This is a genomic window from Staphylococcus ratti (assembly GCF_020883535.1).
GTDB lineage: Bacteria > Bacillota > Bacilli > Staphylococcales > Staphylococcaceae > Staphylococcus > Staphylococcus ratti.
Map to the genome: position 1 here is coordinate 1,988,438 of NZ_CP086654.1, position 20,495 is coordinate 2,008,932.

Genomic DNA, 20,495 nt, shown 5'->3' on the forward strand with positions numbered 1-20,495 from the left:
AAATTGATACTCCTTAGCTATTTTTCATTATAATTGTTTCAAAATTATTCGCTACTGCCTGACAACGGTCAGCAATATTTTCTAAGCTTTCATAAATGTCTTTAATTTTGATTAAAGTGACAGGATCTGTTTCACTGTTGAAAATATGTTTAATCGATTGACGTAAAATACCGTCACAATTTGTTTCAAATTCTTTAATGTTAATAGAATGCACACGCATATGAGATAGTTTTTTCTCTGACATTAAGCCAATCGCTAATTTCATTTCGCCAATGGCTTTTTGGATATTATCTACAAATTCGGCCATGAAATCATCTGTGTATTCAATGGAATACATCTCAAACATCGCTGATGTCTCTTCCATTGCATCTAAAACATCGTCAATCGCATTACATAATGCCATAATGTCTTCACGTTCGATTGGTGTGATGAACGTTTGGTTTAAGTCAGTAATGACTTGATGCATTAAATCATCACCATGAGATTCGTACGTTTTAATATTGTCCGCATATGTGCGTAAATCTAAATGCGTATTAAAATCCATCTTACCGAATTCTACTGCAGCACGGTCAAGGTTATAAATCATATCCTCTAGGCGCTCCATAAACTTATCCTTCTTTTTTCTAATCATTTGAAATCCTCCGTTCAACTATCGTCCTATCCCTTTTGTAAAAACATTGTTTATTTTATTATAAAACAATGTTAATTCTTTGTTAACTTATTTGGCATTAACCTACCTGTCATTCATTTACATTTAAGAAGAATGATTGAGATTACAAGTTTTCACTAAAATTTCATAAGTCCTATTTGAAAATAGCATAAATTTTATACTACCACAATTAAATTTACAAAACCTTAACATTTCTAATTTATTATCGCCTTATTTTCATAGATTTTTATACCTTTGAATGTAAAAAACCTTAAAATCTCCATATAAATAAAAGCATGTATTTAACGTAAATAACTATAATTACATCGTTTCCACATAACAACCAAACTTTTCAAAATATGCTGTCAATTAACCTTTTTATCTTATAATGATTAATATTTTTAATAACAAAAACTTATCACACAACAAAAAAAGCGAGCAAGAAATCACGATGATTTCACTGTCTCACTCCTTTAAAATAGCGCTTCAAGTTAAACATCTTAAATTGAACTACTTCTCTTAATATTTTATCCATTATTGCTTATTCTTTATCTTTTTCAGTGTAGCTCGTCAATTCCCCGTTAAGTTGACGATGTTGTAACGTTTGAATCCTACATTTTGTATCGAAGCCGCGAATCAGCATTTGATAAAAAGGAACTTGTAACATATAAGCAATCGGCCATAACACTTTCGGAATATAGTCATATAAATGGACAATGACCCAATTAAATTGAGGGATATATCTGAACTCGATACACGCTCGCTTGCCTTCTTTTGTATAAGAAATCGTACTCTCTATCGTTACTAGTCTAAAGAAATGCTGATCAATGCGCTCTAATTCAAAAATAAATAACAATTTATTATTTTTCTTTTTATAAAATTTAAAGTGATTATCTTCTCGAACAATTTTTACCCGTGTCCCAGTCGTTTGCGACAACCAACGACTCATTTCATTAATCAATATATTTAAATCCCAATGGGGTGGCTTAGGAATATGATGTGCAATACGTATATCATCATATTTAGCCGCTTGAAACTCTACAGAAATATGTGGTCTATTAATGCGTTTACTTGTCGCACGTACATGCACGCCATGAGATTGGAGTTGCATTATCGTTTCTTGGTCAAATTTACTGCCACGTACGTATAATATTTCTTTAATGTCACACGCTTGAGCTGCACGTCCAAAATTATCTGCAGCAATAATATTCAGTTCTTTCGCGAGTGCGCGTGTCATTTTAGCAGAATGCTTCGTAGGATCGATAAAAAATACCGCAATATCCATACCTTCCATTGCTTGAAGCACATCATAATAATTATAAATGTCTCCTTTAATCCACGTCACTTGACTATTTGAATGCTTTTTAGGATATTTCGACATCGTATAAATATCGTACTCAGGAGTTAAAGCATGAATGAGTGATTTACCAATCGTTCCAGTGCCACCAGCTAATAAAATTTTCAATCTCATAGGTTGTGCTACTCCTTTCTAATCACTTTCTATACTTAATGAAGTGCGTTACAATAACTATTGATATCTAACTCAATTTTAAAAAATTATTAATTAATGGATTGGAGTTGAAAGCATGTCTTTAGAGATAAGAGAAATCAGTATCAATGATGTTGAAAGCTTTACAACATTGATGCAAAAAATCTTCGATGAATCGGATTACATGCTTTATGATCCTGGCGAATATGTTCCGTCTCTAGAATATGCAATTTCACATTTAGAAGAAATCATTACATCCCCTCACTTAGCTGTACTTGTAGCAGAAAAAAACGACATGCTTGTAGGTTATTTGACAATTGTTTCTAAAAATCTCCATCGTATCGAACATAAGGCACGAATTTCTATGGGGGTATTAAATCAAGAGCAAGGATTTGGCATTGGCCAGAAACTCTTAGATGCATGCAAAAATTGGTGTAAAACACATCAAATGACACGTATTGAACTTACAGTAGTCACAGAAAATAAAAGTGCAATTCGACTTTATGAGCGTGCCGGCTTCAAAATTGAAGGCGAAATGCGTCACACCCTTAAAATTGATGGCCAATACTTCAATGAATACATGATGGCATTCATCATAAACTAATACCACTTTATTTTATCATTCTCATTGTAAAATACCTAAGATAACTATGGTGTGCCTCTACACATCTTTTATAGCAGATTAAGACATGCCCCTATACTACTTAAAAATGATGCGACGTAAGTCCATGAAATCACATCGATTTCTGTCCACGCCGCATCATGCTTTATATTATAACGTTTCTTCGTAGGGATTGAGATTAATTTCTGTTTGGGATGCTTCATCAATATCCGACTTTAAATTTTTTTGCGATGTGTTTCGGCTTAAAAAACTTAAAATACGTCGAATGTTTTCTTTAGATTCTGGCTTTTCTAAATGAAACTGATACTGATGTTTTAAATGATGTGTACCATCATAAAACAACGCATCTACTGGGACATCATGTTGTTTTAACGCATGTAAAAATGACTCATTTTGTGTTTCAAAAGGATCTGCGTCGCCAACAGATAAGTAAGTCGATGGGAAACGTTTTGTAATTTGGCGCTCTGTTGACATTTGATTGATTGTTTTCAAATGGCTTTCCCAGTCTTTTGCCCCTGTATAACTGCTCATAAATAAATTAATACGTGGAAATTCTGTTTGACGTACAGTATGCATATCATAAAAGCCCCCTAAAAATATAGCTGCTTTTATTTCATCTGGTGTAAACTGTCGCTCAAACCCCATCTCTTGGCGTAATTTTGGGTTAGTTTGTATCGCTGTATATTGACTATTAATTTGTGCGCCTGCAGAATCACCACCAAAAATAACTTGGTTTAAATCTACTGGAAGCTTATGCTGATTGTCCTTAATAAAACGCACTGCTTGATCCATTTGAATGAGTGGTGTAGGGTAGCGATACTCTGGAGCTAATGCATAATTTACATTAACTACCACATAACCCCTCTCTACAAGATTAGCTAATAGCGGATTTTTATACTGTTTATCTCCTGCAATAAAGCCGCCTCCATGCGCCCAAAAAATAACTGGTAATTTTTCATTCGCACTAATATTTTTAGGCATCAAAATGTCTAATTGACTGTTGGGCAAGCTTTTCATATAAGTGATGTCTGTGAATGCTGTAATATTTTTGTTTTGAAGTGCCACCTTTTTATGGTTGGACTTCGTTTTTTCACCCTTTATACCCAAAAAATAGCCAGCGATAAGGCCGGCTATAACAAGAATGATAATACATGCAATCACAAGCCAACTCTTTTTACGTTTTTTCATATCAATCTTCCCTTTCGGAAAAATTTTATCATATCTTATGAATTAAGCAATGTATTTCTTATCTTGAGATTTTCTATAAAAATATTTAACAACAACTGCTAGTACAATAAACAAACCAATTACACCCATCATCGGATAAACAAATGCAATTAATCCTTCAAATCCTACAAAACTTAAACCGTAAGCAATAGGGATGATTAAACTAATCATAATGTAATACTTTTTAGTATACGGTTTTGTAAAGCGTGCTGCGAAGGAATAAGATAAACCTAAAATCGTATTGTACATTACAGCTAACATGACGATTGAGAATACAAACGTTAATATTGGTGAAATTTGATTCGCTAATACGAGTGTTGGAATAGCTGAATCTTGAATATGTGGATATTCTGATTGTAAAGCAAAGTTAATGAGTCCAAGCAATACAAGATAGACAACCCCACCAATAAGGCCACCTAAACCAGAAACGTTACGTTTAGAAGCATCTCCGCCAATTGCAACGAGTGTACTGAATCCTACGGCGAATGCTAAGCCCCCATAGTTAAAGCCATTCCAAATCCCTTGGATTAAACTTGGTTTTTCTACTACACTGTTCACTTCTGAAAAACCAATTGATCCTTTGAATAAATAAGTTGCTGCAATAATGACAACTAAAATAATTAAAATCGGTGTTACAACACCTAAGGCGCCAACAATTTTGTTAAAGTCCATTAATAAAGTGAGGTATACAATCGCACACATAATTAATGCCCCTAGCCAAACTGGTACGCCAAAACTTTCAAAGAATGTAGAACCCGCACCTGCAATCATCGTTATTGTTACAGCATAAAGGGATAATATTAAAATATAATCGATAACTAATCCTAATTTTCTGCCGAATAAATATTCTAATGTTGTTTCATGGTTATTTGCATCAAATGCTGTACCAATTTTAGCCACTTGACGTCCGATAAACGTTAAAATCAGACCTGAAATGATAACCCCAATATAAGAATAAATTCCGTACATACTAAAGAATTGTTTAACTTCTTGACCTGTCGAGAATCCTGCACCTACGACAACGCCAACATAAGCGAAAGCAATTTTAATTGCTTCAGAATATTTGCGCATTTGTTTTGACCTCCTCATTTGCAAAACACGTTAAACATTAAACCATATTATACGTTTTATTTCAAATTTACAATCTAACTCAAAAACGCTATAACCCTTGTTATTACAAGGGTTATGCGTATCATAAAACTAATTTTATGAATGTAATTATTCACTAAAGAGAATAATAACAACTAATGATAACGCTTTATTTGTATGTTTATACATATATTACTATAATTTCGTGCTATATTCGAAATTTTTATTAAATATAATCCAAAAAAATCGTAGCAGTAGCCATCTTTTTCCTTAATATATGAAAAAGCGTTAATTATAACTTTCAATAGTTCAATCTTTGAGACGTACGAAATAGCAATAAGCTTACTTTCGAAGTTATGATTACTTTTCTGGTTTTTCATTTTTCTCTTTTGAAGCATTTGTCAATGTCCATGCTAAGACAAGTGCAATAAGGATTAAAACAAGCGCAACATAGTAGGCTACATGCATTCCTGTCGTCATTGCTTCATCTTGAACTGCTTTTGTAACATTTGAATGTTGAGCGATAGACATATTTTGGACACCTGTAACAATGCCAACAAATATCGCAATCCCGGTTGCTCCAGCGATAGGTTGCAACACATTGAATATCGCTGTCCCATGCGGATATTTTTCTTTCGGCAAAGCATTCAGTCCATTTGTACTCGCGGGCATCATAATCGCTGCAATACCAATCATTAAGACAATATATGCTACAACAAATACCAATACGGAAAGGCCAGGATGAATCGTAGTATAGAAAAACGTCACGCCTAACAATAACACAAGCCCGGGAATCACTAATTTTCGGGGCCCAAATTTATCAAAAAGATTTCCCATAAATGGTGAAAGTATTCCATTTAAAATAGCACCAGGCAATAAAATAAGGCCGGCTATTTTAGCTGAGAATCCCATCGGTCCTTGTAAATACATCGGCATTACAATTTCAGAAGCAAACATCGCCATAATGACGATAATAAAGATAATCATTCCTTTAGTGTAGTTATGATACTTTAAGACTCTGAAATCAAGAATAGGTGTTTCGAGTTGATATTGACGTCGAATAAAAAAGAAAACACAAATGATACCCACTATCATAGACACAAATATAAGTGGATTAAAAAGGCCACCTTCAGTTGCGCCCATTTTAGAAATACTGAAAATAATACCGGTAACCCCAACCGTAGAAAGAATGACTGAAAGAAAATCAATTTTAGGTCTTGTCACTTCACCTACATTTTTAAGAAACAACATCGCAAAGATAAATGTAAAAATCATAAATGGAACCATAATAAAAAAGAGCCAACGCCATCCAAGATAATCTACAATAAATCCAGATAATGTCGGTCCAATCGCTGGCGCGAACATAATTACAAAACCAAATACTCCCATTACTTTTCCTCGAATACTTTCGTCAAACAGTAGCAACATCGCATTCATAATTAAAGGAATCATCAAGCCGGTACCAATCGCTTGAATCATTCTACCTGTCAATAACATAGGAAAATTGACTGCCGAGCCTGCAATTAACGTCCCTATTGTAAAAATAACAACCAATCCTAAAAATAAACGTCGTGTTGAAAACCACTGAATAATTAATGCTGATAAAGGCGATACGATCCCCATAATCATCATGAAACCACTGGCCATCCATTGAACCGTAGTACGGGATATACCAAAATCTTTCATTAATTCATGAAGGGCAATGTTTAACAATGTTTCGTTTAAAATCATAAAAAAAGCGCCCATCAAAAATACTGTCATAACTATTCTGGAATAGTTGTTTTTTTCCATACATTTCCCCCATTTTCAAAACTGATTACACACTATACATTACCCATTTGTTCAGAATTGAAAAGTGACTGTTCTTACATTTTCTATAATGTTGCACGAAATAAAGAGACTAGGACATTGATGTCCTAGTCTCTTTATTTCGAGTGATATTATTTTGCATCTTTATAGTGACTTAAGTCGCCGAAATCAACAACGACTTGGTCCATACGTTTCGCTGTTTCTTTAAGTACATTACGCGCCACTTTATTTTCAGGGTCAATTTTTAATATCTGCTTGGCAATATCAAAAGCTTTTTTATCCGAAATGACTGGTTCAGGAATCGCGTGTAGTAATAACATTTGAAGTAAGCTTTTAACTTCTTTTCCTTCAGTCAACTTAATCGATGACTCTGCATGATAGTAAGCTGCATCTAGAGCGCCAGGTACCTCACTTAAAGGATATACAAGGAGTAAAAACGCAAGGTCATGAATTTCTGACGTTTCTTCTTGTTTGATCATATCTAAAAGACATGTGTAGTACATCACGCTTTCGTCTTCATGGGCACTAGAGATATAAGCTTCTTCAAACGCTAAGAAATCAGTCGCGGACATTAAGCTTTTAACAGCTGAAAATTCACCGTTTAAGACGTGTTTTTGAATTAATTCTTGCATAGCTTGTCCTCCTGAATTTGCACCTCATAATAATTACATTTATTCTAACATAAATTTAAACAAATTGCTTGTTTGTATGATATTAATTTTTTAAATTGTCTTTCAGGAAATCATCATAACATCTTAAGTTAGAACCGTATAGCGTTTAGTGTAAAAACAACATATTTTATCAAAATTGACGAACACGATACATTAAATATAAGAAGTAAGGTGCACCGATAATCGCAGCAATGACACCAGCTGGGAGGCCATTAGGTTGCAATAAGACTTGACCAATATTATCCGACACCACAAGCAAGATCCCTCCTATTATCATCGCAAGAGGTAAGAAACTTTGATGTCTCGGTCCAATGATAGACCTTGCAATATGTGGCCCCATCAATCCAATAAAACCAATCGCGCCAGCAACTGAAACTGCAACAGAAGATAATAAAATTGCTGCTAAAACTAATATTACACGTTGACGATTGAGCGAAACCCCCAAAGCAACGGCAATGGTATCATCTGTATTTAATATATTAAGTGTTTCTGCTTTATATAATATCACTGGAATGATGATGACTAACCAAGGTAAAAATGCCCACACAAATGGCCAAGTGTCGCCCCATATATTCCCTGCTAGCCAAGCCGAAATAAATTCAGACTGGCTTTTATCAAAAGATGAAACTAATGTGAGCGCGCCTCCTGAAAGTGCTGCAGAAAGACCTATACCCACTAATACCATACTCTCAGGCGATAGGCCTTTTTTACCTTCATAGCTAAAGTAAAAAAGAAATAATGTGACGACCAATCCTCCAATTAAACTTACAAGAGGCAACATATATACAAAGTCGTCGGCTTTAATTTGACCAATCGCAATAAATAACGCAATCGCAAAACCGCTTCCTGCATTAATACCTAAAATACCAGGTTCCGCAAGCGCATTCCTCGTGACCCCTTGTAAAATCGCACCACTTAAGCTAAGCGCGATACCTGCAAATAAAGTAATCATTAAACGAGGCAAACGAAATTCGACAAGTATCAATTGTGAAGCACTGTCACCGAACCCTAGCAACGTTTGCCATACTTGTTGAAATGTCATACGATACTCACCAGTCATAAGATTGAGGATGATACATATCAATAATATGACGCTACTTATTAACAAAGCTACACGTCGCTTCACTTTCACTTTTGATTCAATCAATATAGACGCCCTCCTTTTTTAATAAGGTATAAAAAGAAAGGCACACCAATAAACGAGATGATGGCACTCATAGGTGCTTCTCCAAGCAATCTCGCTAATATATCGGCCGCTAAAACGAGCGCCCCCCTAAGACAGCTGAGAGAGGTAATATTTTCTCGTACTCAGTTCCAATGAGAAAGCGTACCAAATGCGGGACGATAAGACCTACAAATGCGATTTGTCCTACCATCGCAACAGAAATTCCCGCTAATAACATCGTTAGCAGTAAAGCAACAATACTTATCATTTTAGTATTTTGCCCCAATCCTTTGGCTATCGATTCACCTAAACTCAATATCGTCAATTGACGTCGCATGAACATTAACGCAATCATCGCTATGATGACCAAAGGGACACTTATATACAAATGGTGCCAAGTTGTGCTAGAAATTCCGCCTGCATTCCAAAAATTAATGGACTGATTAAGACGGAATAATAAAGCTACGCCTTGACTTAGCGCGGTCAATAGCGCACTGACTGCAGCGCCTGCAAGAATCAAACGCATCGGATTGAAGCCATCGCGTCTTGCAGAACCAATAGTTAAAACTAAAGTACCGCCAAAAATAGCTCCCAAAAAACTAATCATGATTAAAACGATGAAAGGTGCCCCTGGGTAAAAAGCAAAAGCCACTGCTAAAGCAAACGCAGCCCCAGCGTTTAAACCGATTAAACTTGGGTCTGCGAGTCCATTTTTCGTCACACCTTGAACGACAGCACCTGATACTGCCAAAGCCATACCTACTAGCATAGCTCCAACATCTCGAGGTAAACGAATTTCTACTATCACATTATGCGCTGGGTTAGAAGCATCATAATGAAAAATTGCATGCCATATCGTTTGTACTCCGACATGTGTCTCTCCTAATAAAATAGAAGCAATAAAAGCGAAAAACAATAAACTGAGCGCAATAACGAGATAAAAAGTAAATCGAAATTGATGGTTGACCGTCTCTTTCATTTTTATTCCTCTTTCGTTAAATTACTTAACTTTTTCATAATGTTTGCACAGTAAATTATACGTCACAAGCATCGGTTTTCCTGTACGCGGATCTATACTTAATTCCGCATCTATGTTAAACACTTCTTCAAGAATTTGATTCGTTAAAACATCGTGTGTTTCACCTTGCTTAACAATATCGCCTTTTTTCATTGTAATTAAATAATCAGAAAAGCGAATCGCCTGGTTAATATCATGTAAAACCATCACAATCGTTGTATTATGCTCACGATTAAGCTCCTGTACCAACTCCAAAATTTCAAGTTGATGTGAAATATCTAAATAAGTTGTCGGCTCATCAAGAAAAATAATATCTGTTTTTTGCGCAAGCGCCATAGCAATCCATACGCGTTGGCGTTGGCCACCACTTAAATCATTCACCGCACGATGCTTAAAATCATACGTCCCTGTAACACGCATCGCCCACTCAATTTCCTTTTTGTCTTCTTCTGATAAGCGGCCGAATCCTTTTTGATGTGGAAAGCGTCCATATGAAACGAGTTCAGCTGCAGTAAGTCCGTCTGCGACATCAGGAGATTGTGGTAAAATCGCAATCTTTTTCGCAATTTCCTTAGTTGCTTGTGATTGAATATTTTTACCATCCAAATAAACTTCACCACTTTTAGTATGAAGTAAGCGAGATAAAGCTTTTAACAATGTGGATTTCCCACATCCGTTCGGTCCGATGATTGACGTAATTTTCCCATCAGGAATCGCAACATCCAAATTGTCGACAATGACACGGTCGCCATATCCTATTGTCACTTCTTTTCCTGTTAATCTACTCATCGTCATCCTTCTTTCTATACTTGCTATTGATTTAGCATTCATTTATATAATATCAGTATTTATAGCACTAATTGAGAATCATTTTCACGTTTGTTCATTATATCATTTTTTAACATGCTTTTCTATTTGAAATTTGTCAATATAAAAAAGTATAGGATGACGATAGTGTGCACTTTCACTTCGTCATCCTATATTCATATCTTTTCAGTTCAATGATCATTATATTTGCTATTGTTAATTATAAACCGTTAATCTTCCACTAAAAAACCATTCCCATAAACATCACGTACATCATGAACTACTACAAACGCATTATGATCGATTTTGCGTATCAATCGTTTTGTTCTTGAAAGTTGTGTTTTGCTTATCACTGCATAAAGTACGTCTGTTTCTTGTTTAGAAAAATAGCCGCGTCCGTTTAAAATTGTGACACCACGACCGATATCTTCGTCTATCATTTTAGCAACACGATCAGGTTCTTTAGAAATAATTGTGACCGCTTTTTTAGGATTTAAACCTTCTATAACAAAATCAATCACTTTTGTCCCAATATATAAACTAATTAATGTAATGAGGACGCGATCTAAAGGAATGACAGTGAGTGAAATCATTACAACAATGAAATCGAAAAAAAGTAACGCATAAGGTGTGCTTACATCTAAATATTTATTAGCAATACGCGCTAATATTGTTGTTCCCGCTGTTGTACCTCCTGCTAATATAATGACACCAATGCCTAAACCCACTGTTAATCCACCAAACACAGCATTAACTAAAATATCGTCTGCTTTCACATGCCACGTTTCCGTTAAACTTAAAAAGACAGAAATCAATACCGTCGCGAAAACAGTTAAATACATACTTCGTTTACTTAAAAACTTATATCCAATCGCAATCAGTACCGCATTTACAATAAAGTTAGTCCATGCAGGTGAGATGTCAAAAGCATAGTATAAAATGATTGCTAAACCTGTGACGCCACCTTCACCAAGGTCCCCCGAAATGATAAACACATTGACACCTGCCGCAAAAATAAAGCTGCCAATAATAACTAAAATCAAGTCCCTTACCGTTCTTTTCACACCATCATCCCCTTATTCATTTTTCATATCTATTAACACTAGCCATATTATCACAATTTCGCGCATTAGCGTACCCCAGTTACTACAGTGGCGATAGAGGTAAATATGATGCCAAACATAAAGCACGCTTAATCATGCAAAATATATCCTTTACACTTCATTTCGTTTAAATATCTCCATCGAAAATCTAAGCGCTAATTAGCTATCAACACTAATATTACATCATACTTTAATGATAAGATTAAAAAATTTTATAAATTTCTGAATTTTTAGTTTACTAATAGACTATTTTTCTGTATAATAAGAATTACCTTATTTGTTGCAAGTCAACAAGAGGCCATCTCCTTTGTGTTGTTTATAGTAAGAGAGATTTTTGCTCATTAGTTGATATTTTGCTCGAGTATCAACCAATTATTCATTTCCCGTCAAGGCAGTTCGGCAATAGCTGAGCTGTCTTTTTTATGTAAAAATAAGGGAGCGGGACAGAAATCTATTTGATTTCGTCGTCCCGCCCCCACAAGGCTGACTAGGATTGAAGAAGCTAGCAAGCGCAGTTCAATCCAGTCAGCTACTGTGCTCTTTTATTTTAACGCTCTACCTATGATGCGGGACAGAAATCTATTTGATTTCTGTCACACGCTTTATATTGCTTTTACCAAGCAAATAAACCTACAAATCCTGCAGTTAATAACGAAACTAAAATTCCCGAAAGTAACATCATTGGTACATATTTTGAGACAAAGTCGGATGTAGATTCTTTAACGATACCTTTCAACGTTCCAATAATCATGCCGACTGTTGAGAAGTTTGCGAATGAAATTAAGAATGTTGCAATAATAGCACGTCTATGAGGATTGTAATCTTGAATATGTCCCATTACGTCTCTCATAACTACAAATTCATTCGTTACAATCTTTTTCGCCATTTGTTGTGCGACCACCCAAGCCTCATCGAATGGTAAACCAAGTAATAAAGCAAAAGGATACATAAATAAACCAAGAATTTGGTCTAAACCAATACTCCCTTTAACATGGAATAACGTCGCGATACCACCTGAAATAAGATGAATTAAACGATCGATAAGTTCTGCTAACGCTACGAAACTAATTACAAAAGCAATGATGATTAACACTAATTTACCGGCATTTAAGACCGAGTCTCCTAAAAACGAGAAGAACGGTTGTCGTTTTTCGTTCGTCCGCAACTCATAAATGACATCTTCATCTACGTCAATATGTACTGGATTTAAAATAGAAGCTACAATCATCGCATTAATAATATTTAAAGGAATTGCTGTTAACACAAGTTCTCCCGGTAACATTGTGACATAAGCTCCTACAATAGCACCTGAAACTGAACTCATCGACATCATTGCAATCGTGAGCACACGTGCATCATTAATGCGTTTAACCTGTTCACTCGATACTGCGATTGCTTCAGTATTTCCTAAAAACATCATTTCAATACCAAAAAAAGCCTCAAATTTAGGTTGCCGTGTAATTTTGGCTAAAACCCAACCTACACCACGCATAAAAAATGGTAAAATTCGTAAATACATTAAAACATCAAATAATGGTACTACTAAAAGTATTGGAAACAGCGCAGCTACAGCCATATCCATATCGCCTACCGTCCAACTCTTGAAAGCAAAGCCAACACCAGAAAATGCTGCATCAATGACCCATGAAATACCTGCTGCTGCCAATTCAACCGCCTTCGTTCCTGCTGGAAAATACACAAATAGCCAAGCGAGGAATAAATTCAAAAGCACTAAAATTCCAATTGAACCCCATTGAATATTTTTGCGATCTCTTGAAAACAGTGCGGCTATACCTATAAATACCAATAACCCAATTATGTTGATAATTAAATACATAGGTTTAAACCCTATCCTTTCTATGTTTTTAAACACTTCAAGTATACCACGCACTTTTATTACTGAGAATATCTTTTTAAATGTATGGGTTTTTAATACTTGACAATTTAGAGAACATTTTTAAGACCAAATAAAATTAGACACGTTACAAATACATAAAGAGAAAAAACTGTCACTAACATTCCATACAAAAGCTATTGTAAAAAAGTATCAATGCGTATATAATTTTGTTGAAAATGATTATCATTAACACTTATGGAATGGGTGGTTTTTATGACACATGTGGCAAACGCCGAAATTGGCGTATCTTATAAAGTAACCACATTGAATATGAACAATACTAATTTGAAGCACCGCCTACGTGCTTTAGGTTGTATCGAAGGATGCCAATTACAAGTTCATCAAAAAGGCCTTTTTAAAGGGCCTTGTACAATCAATATCAACGGACAACATATTTCTATACGTCATTGTGATGCGTGTAAAATCTGTTTGGAGTACTGTCATGACTAATGCATATTATATATTAGGCAACCCAAATGTAGGTAAAACATCATTATTTAACGCACTAACAGGCTCCTACGACTACGTAGGCAACTGGAGCGGTGTTACTGTCGAAAAGAAAGTAGGACAATTAAAAGACCATGTGGGTCATCTGATTGATTTACCAGGGCTTTATGATCTTGTACCTATTTCACGTGATGAAACTGTAGTTACTGAATCGCTCCTCAATGACACGTTTGACGGTATGATTAATATTATTGATGCCGCTCAAATTAAACGAAATTTTAATTTAACAATACAGCTCTTAGAATATGGCGCACCTTTAATCATTGGATTGAACATGGTGGACGTCGCAAGTCAGCGTGGAATTCAAATTGATTATCAAAAGCTTATGCGCAAACTCCATCTTCCTGTCATTCCTGTTATTGCTCGTACAGGAAAAGGAAGTAGTGACATGCTGCACGCATTAACCGATACACATATGACGCCACGTCGTCCGTTAGTCATCCAATATGGTCCTACACTTGAAGCTCTAATTTCAGAAGTTATCGCACACATCCCAGAAAATTATCCATTGGAACGTAAACATTATCGTTTCATAGCCATCCAGTACATCTTAGACAATCCAATTATTAAAAATTCTTTTGATCAGCCGCTTCAAAATAAGTTAGATCAACATATTTCATCTTTTGTGCAAACACACGCTATTGATGTCGAAAAAGAAATATTATCCAAACGCCAAAACTATATTGAAGCCTTACTACAAGATGTTGTAGCCTACCCTACACAATCAAAATATCATCTTACTGAACGTATCGATGCATTATTAACGCATAAAATTCTAGGCATCCCTATATTTCTTGCTTTAATGTGGTTAATCTTTCAAATTACGTTTACTTGGGTTGGAACACCACTTTCAGATCAATTAGATGAATTTTTTGGAGGGCCATTAACTGATTTCGTGAAACATTCAATGGAGACTCTAGGCATTTATGCACCGATTCAAGCATTGGTTACAGATGGAATTATCGCAGGTGTCGGAAGTGTCCTTGTTTTCGTTCCTCAAATACTCGTTTTGTTTTTCTTTATTTCATTATTAGAAGATTCCGGTTATATGGCGCGTATTGCAGTCATTATGGATAGAATTATGGAAAATTTTGGTTTAAATGGAAAATCATTCATTCCTATGATTATCGGCTTTGGTTGTAACGTCCCAGGAATTATGGCAGCACGTAGCATTGAAGAAGAAAAAGAGAGATTGATTACGATATTGATTACACCATTTATGTCATGTTCTGCGCGTTTACCGGTGTATGGTTTGTTTGTAGCTGTATTTTTTGCACAACATCAAGCGCTCATTGTCTTAAGTCTTTACGTTTTGGGGATTGTTGCGGCATTAGTCGTGAGTTATATCTTGTCCAAAACACTGTTGAAAAAAGATACATCTATTTTTGTCGTCGAACTCCCCCCTTATCGCATGCCATCGATTAAAACATTATGGCGAAGTACATGGGAAAAAGGAAAAGGATTTGTTAAAAAAGCCGGCACATTTATCTTTGCAGGTTCGGTTATTATTTGGTTATTAAATTATGTAGGTCCGCACGGTTTAGATGTTCCAGTAGACCAGAGCTTTTTACATTCCATCGGCACAATACTTTCCCCTCTGTTAACACCTTTAGGCTTTAACAGTTGGCAAGCGGCTGCAACGTTAATTCCAGGTTTCCTTGCAAAAGAAGTTATTGTTAGCGCTATGGCCATTATTTATGCCGTCAATGACGACGCTTTAGTTTCCACAGTTTCATCACATTTTACAGCACTTTCTGCTTATAGCTTTATGGTCTTTATTTTACTTTATACACCTTGTTTAGCTACAGTAGCAGCAATTCGTAAAGAAACGACTTCTTGGAAATGGACATTACTTGGCGTTATTTACCCGATCACTATCGCCTATCTCTTATCTTTCATTATTTATCAAGTAAGTACACTCATTTTTTAGGAGGTTATTACAATGACTGTATTAATTAATCTATTATTCGTTCTTGTCATCATCAGTTATTCTATTTACGTTTTAGTACGTCACTTTAAAAAAGCCAAACAAGGCCACTGTCGTGCTTGCGATATGGATGGTCACTGTGACACCTCCTCATTGCCTAAACATCTACAAAAATAAAAAGAGTGATGATTGTAATCTTTGAATTTACCAGCAAAATTCAATATGCAATCATCACTCTTTTCAATTAAGTTGTTAAGTTTTGTGTTTCTACAAAATGTTGGTATTTCTCATGAGTTTTCATGAGTTCTTCGTGTTTTCCTGTTCCTGTCACACGACCTTGGTCTAAAAATATAATTTGACCTGCTTTTTTAATCGTTGATAAGCGATGAGCAATAACCACAGTCGTACGATTTTCCATTAAAACATCTAGTGCTTCTTGGATTTTACGCTCGCTTTCACTGTCTAAATTGGCCGTTGCTTCATCTAATAATAAAATATCTGGGTCTTTAATAAAACTTCGAGCAATATCAATACGTTGTCTTTGTCCTCCCGACAACTTCAATCCTCGTTCTCCTACAATCGTGTCGTAGCCTTGTTCAAATGCAGAAATAAATTCGTGACAATTGGCAAGTTTCGCATAATGTTCAAGCTCTTCTTGCGATACTTCTCGCTCTACGCCATATAACATATTATCTCGAATTGTGCCGTTCATCATGGCATTAGTTTGCATGACGTAGCCTATTTTATGGCGCCAATCACTTAAACTAATATCATAAATGGATTGTTGATTGTATTTAATGTCACCAGCTTCAATTTCATACATTCGTTCAATCAAGCTAAACAAAGTACTCTTCCCTGATCCTGATGGCCCTACAAACGCTGTTACCGCACCACGCTGAATATTAAATGAAACATCTTCTAATATTGGTTTGACATCATATCGAAATGATACATGTTCAAAAGTGAGATCACCATGAGCTAATTGATACGTTTTATCTTTAGCTTCAATGATTTCTAAAGGTTCATGTAGTATTTCATAAATACGACTGCTTGCCCCTACCGCTTTTTTATAATCTGTCACTAATGTTGAAAGATTAACTAAAGGGATAGACAGGTTAAGCACATAAAAAATCATGGCTACAAGTGACCCTGCAGAAATCGCCCCTGATGAAATACGTAAACCACCAAAACCTAAAATCATGCCAAGTGTGATCAACATGATAATTCCAGAAATCGGCTGAATTATCGCCGCAATTTTGGCTTGCTTTAAACCAAGTTTATAAATTTCATCTAAATTATGACGCGCTTTATCTAACTCATAGTGTTCTGTATTAGACACTTTGACTAAACGCATTTCCGTTAATACACGTCCAAGCAAACCACTAAAATTTGCAATTTCATTTTGGGTGCTCGTTGAAATTTTTTGCATGATTTTACCTAATGGCGTAATGATTAATGCAAAAAGTGGGATAGTAATAAATGTTAAAAGTGTCATTTGCCAATCTAAGACGAACAGCATAATTAAAGAACCAATCACTGTGATAACCGCTGGAAAGAAACTAGGTAATTTTTGCGAAATGAAGTCATTGATTACTTTTGTATCATCTGTTAAACGACTCATTAATTGGCCACTTTCGTTTTTATCAAAAAAAGGCATTTTTAAGTGAATGATGTGTCTCCACAATACTGAACGGATAGCATAAATCACTTTTTCACCTATTTTGTTTAATAAATAATAACCTAGACCACTTAATATCGCATTGAGAAGAAAAACGAACACGAGCGTGACAATAAACTTTGGATCAAGTGAAGTAAAGGTGAAATCATCTACCATGCGCTTTGTAAACCAAGGCACGAGTAACCCTGACAAACTTCCCAATGATGCAATTGCCACCGCCACAATAATCAAACCTACTGGCCAGGAAATTTTCTTTAGTAAATAGATCAGTGGATTTTTTTTATTCATAACTCAATACCTCGTCAATAATTTTTCATAGGAGAGCAAGTCTTCCCTCACACAGACGTCGCACTAACAGACGTCTCATACATTTTGAATCTCATATTACTGCCCAGTGATTCAACACGCTTCATCGCGCTATAAATGTGTAGCCGTTGTCTTAGTTGAAAGTATGCTTCTATCAAAGGAAATGTACCGTACACACCTATTATAACTAACCTACGCGTAGAGCTAAGTGATACTTTCGAATAGTATACGTCTCTATCGCGCTCTAGATTATGACGACAAAATTACTTTAAAATCAATGTCTATGTTACTCCCTATGTTATTTTGCGAACTATCTCTCTAGAGACATACCTCTTGCAAAAAAACTGTGGTAAAATAGACTTTCAGTTGTTATAAAAAAAGTGCCATCACCGTTGAAGGAGTACATAATGAAAAAAGTAATTCTGAGTATTTTAGTTGTATTCTTCGCTACAACTATTATAACACCTTTTACCAAAGCAAATACAGCCTCACCTGTAGATATCGCTAATCAATATGGCTACGGCGTTAGTTATGCTTTTCAGCCTGAAGGTCTTGTAAATATTAGCGAAACTGGACAAATTCTTTATCAATATCAAGACCAACAAAAATGGTATCCTGCGTCAATGACAAAGTTAATGACGATGTATCTCACTTTAAAAGCCGTGAAAGCTGGCGACTTGAGCCTTAATGATACCGTAAAGATAACGGACACACATTACCGAATGTCTACATTGCCAGAGTTAAGCAATACCAAACTCTATCCTGGTGAAACTTACACGATTGCAGAATTGCTACAAATTACAGTTTCAGCTTCAAGTAATGCAGCGTCTTTAATTCTTGCTAAAAAAGTATCTGGCTCTACGTCAAAATTTGTAGATGATATGAACCAAACTGCTAAACAACTAGGGATGACGAAAACGCATTTCGTTAACCCCACTGGCGCAGAAAACTATCGCTTACTGGACTTCGTCCCTGAAAAATATAAACACGAAACTTCCTCAGTATCTACGCCACATGATTATGCTATTTTAGCCCAACATACAGTAAAAGATACACCTAAGATATTAGACTTTACAAAACAAATTGCACCCACACAACATGGCGTGACTTATTACACATTTAATGACTTGTTGGAGGGTGGCGATATGAGTCTCCCTGGTACTGATGGACTCAAAACTGGCTCAAGTGACCTTGCAGATTACAATAACACATTAACGACTAAACGTGGAAAATTTCGTATTTTCCATGTCATTATGGGCGCTGGCGATTACAAAAATCTTGGCGGAGAAAAAGAACGTAACATGATGAGCGCCAGTACAATTAATGCTTCATTCGACCAGTACGCATATAAGAAAATCTTGTCTAAAGGCGAACACAAAATCAATGGCAAAAACTATTACGTTACCGAAGATTTATATGACGTCGTCCCTAAAAATATGTCCAAACCTTATCACCTTATGATTGAACAAGGCGAAGTGCACTTACAATATGAGCGACAATTTATCTCGAAAGCGTACGGACCACCAAAAGTAACTGTAGAAAAGCCTATTATTTATGAATCCAAGTCTTTTGTCATGAGTTCATGGCAAGCTCATCCAATCTTAACGATTCTCGGATCATTATTCTTAGTCGGTTTCTTATCTGTTATCATTTATTATTTACTCTCTTTAATATTTAATCGTCGCAAATAACGTCTACTCAGGACACTATTACGTATTCTAATAAAAGCCATCAAAATTTTGATGGCTTTTTATTATAACTAACTCACTCTCTAATCATAAATTAAATAACAAATCTTGCTACATTTCATTCTTTTATTTGTTTCCTCATCAGTAAACAGGTCCAGAAATTCCTCATTGATATTTAACCTATAATGATATCACTCTATTATTGTTTATAATTTTCACATGCCTTTGCTTCAATTATTTCGTATCTTTCACATATTTTCCGAAGAATAACACTTCAATCTTTAATAAAAAAATAGAGTCAGGAATCCCGTCCTAACTCTATTTTGCATCTTTGCCATATAATTCTTTTTTAATTTGTGTTGTTGAGATACCTTCTGTACGTTTAAGATAAATAACTTCACATTTATCTTTAAGGAAGTCAAACTCACCTTCCCAATCGTGTCCCATTACAAAGGTGTCAATTTCATATTTTTCAACATCTGTTTCTTTTTGAGACCAGTCATTTTCAGGAATGACTAAATCTACATAACGAATAGATTCTAACATCATCTTTCGTTGTTCGAAATTATAATAAGATTTTTTATTTTTAATGCGATTAAATTCATCACTAGATAGTGCAACAACGAGATAGTCTCCCATTTCCCTTGCACGGCGTAATAATTCGATATGTCCGTAGTGTAAAAGATCATACGTTCCATAAGTTATGACTCGTTTCACATTTACGCCTCCTTAATATTTTTAATCTAATCTTTACATATGATAAAAGTATAGCATGTGAAAATTACATACACAATTAGAAATCTCTATTTATAATTATATTATTTTACATGTAAGTATTTATTT

The 20,495-nt window shown here is 35.3% G+C and carries 17 protein-coding genes and 1 pseudogene; 5 read left to right on the forward strand and 13 right to left on the reverse strand.

The annotated features are described in order from the left end of the window. Positions 1 to 13: 13 nt before the first annotated feature. Positions 14 to 631 carry a DUF47 domain-containing protein gene (locus LN051_RS09680; protein ID WP_229292327.1) on the reverse strand — a complete coding sequence of 206 codons (618 nt, stop codon included), beginning with the start codon at positions 629 to 631 and terminating at the stop codon, positions 14 to 16. Positions 632 to 1,190: 559 nt separating this feature from the next. Then, positions 1,191 to 2,120: a Rossmann-fold NAD(P)-binding domain-containing protein gene (locus LN051_RS09685; RefSeq protein ID WP_229292328.1), complete on the reverse strand. Its 930-nt coding sequence runs from the start codon at positions 2,118 to 2,120 to the stop codon at positions 1,191 to 1,193. A gap of 115 nt (positions 2,121 to 2,235) precedes the next feature. Here LN051_RS09685 and LN051_RS09690 point away from each other — a divergent pair, with 115 nt between their 5' ends. After that, positions 2,236 to 2,742 (forward strand): GNAT family N-acetyltransferase, encoded by a 507-nt coding sequence (locus LN051_RS09690; RefSeq protein WP_229292329.1) that lies wholly within the window; start codon positions 2,236 to 2,238, stop codon positions 2,740 to 2,742. A gap of 168 nt (positions 2,743 to 2,910) precedes the next feature. Here LN051_RS09690 and LN051_RS09695 read toward each other — a convergent pair whose 3' ends face one another. The 9 genes and pseudogenes from LN051_RS09695 to LN051_RS09735 form a co-directional block, all read right to left on the reverse strand. Next, positions 2,911 to 3,948, reverse strand: coding sequence for an alpha/beta hydrolase (locus tag LN051_RS09695; protein WP_229292330.1), 1,038 nt, complete (start codon positions 3,946 to 3,948; stop codon positions 2,911 to 2,913). A gap of 42 nt (positions 3,949 to 3,990) precedes the next feature. Next, on the reverse strand, positions 3,991 to 5,058 hold the full coding sequence (locus tag LN051_RS09700; protein WP_229292331.1) for a YkvI family membrane protein: 1,068 nt from the start codon (positions 5,056 to 5,058) through the stop codon (positions 3,991 to 3,993). 378 nt (positions 5,059 to 5,436) lie between these two features. Beyond that, on the reverse strand, positions 5,437 to 6,867 hold the full coding sequence (locus LN051_RS09705) for an MDR family MFS transporter (protein WP_229292332.1): 1,431 nt from the start codon (positions 6,865 to 6,867) through the stop codon (positions 5,437 to 5,439). A gap of 149 nt (positions 6,868 to 7,016) precedes the next feature. Then, the gene (locus LN051_RS09710; protein WP_229292333.1) at positions 7,017 to 7,517 is read right to left on the reverse strand and encodes a hypothetical protein; all 501 of its coding nucleotides are present in this window, start codon (positions 7,515 to 7,517) and stop codon (positions 7,017 to 7,019) included. Positions 7,518 to 7,686: 169 nt separating this feature from the next. Continuing rightward, positions 7,687 to 8,703 carry a FecCD family ABC transporter permease gene (locus LN051_RS09715; protein WP_229292334.1) on the reverse strand — a complete coding sequence of 339 codons (1,017 nt, stop codon included), beginning with the start codon at positions 8,701 to 8,703 and terminating at the stop codon, positions 7,687 to 7,689. Beyond that, positions 8,700 to 9,700, reverse strand: a pseudogene (locus LN051_RS09720) (FecCD family ABC transporter permease). Before LN051_RS09720 ends, LN051_RS09715 begins: the two are co-directional and overlap by 4 nt. 21 nt (positions 9,701 to 9,721) lie before the next feature. Continuing rightward, complete coding sequence (locus LN051_RS09725) at positions 9,722 to 10,528, reverse strand: ABC transporter ATP-binding protein (protein ID WP_229292335.1); 807 nt, start codon at positions 10,526 to 10,528, stop codon at positions 9,722 to 9,724. 248 nt (positions 10,529 to 10,776) lie between these two features. Further along, complete coding sequence (locus LN051_RS09730) at positions 10,777 to 11,610, reverse strand: YitT family protein (protein ID WP_229292336.1); 834 nt, start codon at positions 11,608 to 11,610, stop codon at positions 10,777 to 10,779. A gap of 652 nt (positions 11,611 to 12,262) precedes the next feature. Further along, positions 12,263 to 13,486 carry a NupC/NupG family nucleoside CNT transporter gene (locus tag LN051_RS09735; RefSeq protein ID WP_229292337.1) on the reverse strand — a complete coding sequence of 408 codons (1,224 nt, stop codon included), beginning with the start codon at positions 13,484 to 13,486 and terminating at the stop codon, positions 12,263 to 12,265. Between the two features lie 273 nt (positions 13,487 to 13,759). Here LN051_RS09735 and LN051_RS09740 point away from each other — a divergent pair, with 273 nt between their 5' ends. Genes LN051_RS09740 through LN051_RS09750 form a run of 3 tightly spaced genes read left to right on the forward strand, consistent with a single transcriptional unit; the run spans position 13,760 to position 16,157 of the window. Then, positions 13,760 to 13,996 (forward strand): FeoA family protein, encoded by a 237-nt coding sequence (locus LN051_RS09740; RefSeq protein WP_229292338.1) that lies wholly within the window; start codon positions 13,760 to 13,762, stop codon positions 13,994 to 13,996. Next, complete coding sequence (gene feoB / locus LN051_RS09745; protein WP_229292339.1) at positions 13,989 to 15,983, forward strand: ferrous iron transport protein B; 1,995 nt, start codon at positions 13,989 to 13,991, stop codon at positions 15,981 to 15,983. Before LN051_RS09740 ends, feoB begins: the two co-directional genes overlap by 8 nt. Positions 15,984 to 15,995: 12 nt before the next feature. Beyond that, on the forward strand, positions 15,996 to 16,157 hold the full coding sequence (locus LN051_RS09750) for a FeoB-associated Cys-rich membrane protein (protein ID WP_229292340.1): 162 nt from the start codon (positions 15,996 to 15,998) through the stop codon (positions 16,155 to 16,157). Positions 16,158 to 16,224: 67 nt separating this feature from the next. Here LN051_RS09750 and LN051_RS09755 read toward each other — a convergent pair whose 3' ends face one another. Next, complete coding sequence (locus tag LN051_RS09755) at positions 16,225 to 17,946, reverse strand: ABC transporter ATP-binding protein (protein WP_229292341.1); 1,722 nt, start codon at positions 17,944 to 17,946, stop codon at positions 16,225 to 16,227. Positions 17,947 to 18,371: 425 nt separating this feature from the next. Here LN051_RS09755 and pbp4 point away from each other — a divergent pair, with 425 nt between their 5' ends. Then, positions 18,372 to 19,655 carry a penicillin-binding protein PBP4 gene (gene pbp4 / locus LN051_RS09760; protein WP_229292342.1) on the forward strand — a complete coding sequence of 428 codons (1,284 nt, stop codon included), beginning with the start codon at positions 18,372 to 18,374 and terminating at the stop codon, positions 19,653 to 19,655. Between the two features lie 315 nt (positions 19,656 to 19,970). Here the strand turns inward: pbp4 and tagD are convergent, their stop codons facing one another. Then, entirely contained in the window at positions 19,971 to 20,369 is a 399-nt protein-coding gene (gene tagD, locus LN051_RS09765; RefSeq protein WP_229292343.1) for a glycerol-3-phosphate cytidylyltransferase, read from the reverse strand. Positions 20,370 to 20,495: the final 126 nt, after the last annotated feature.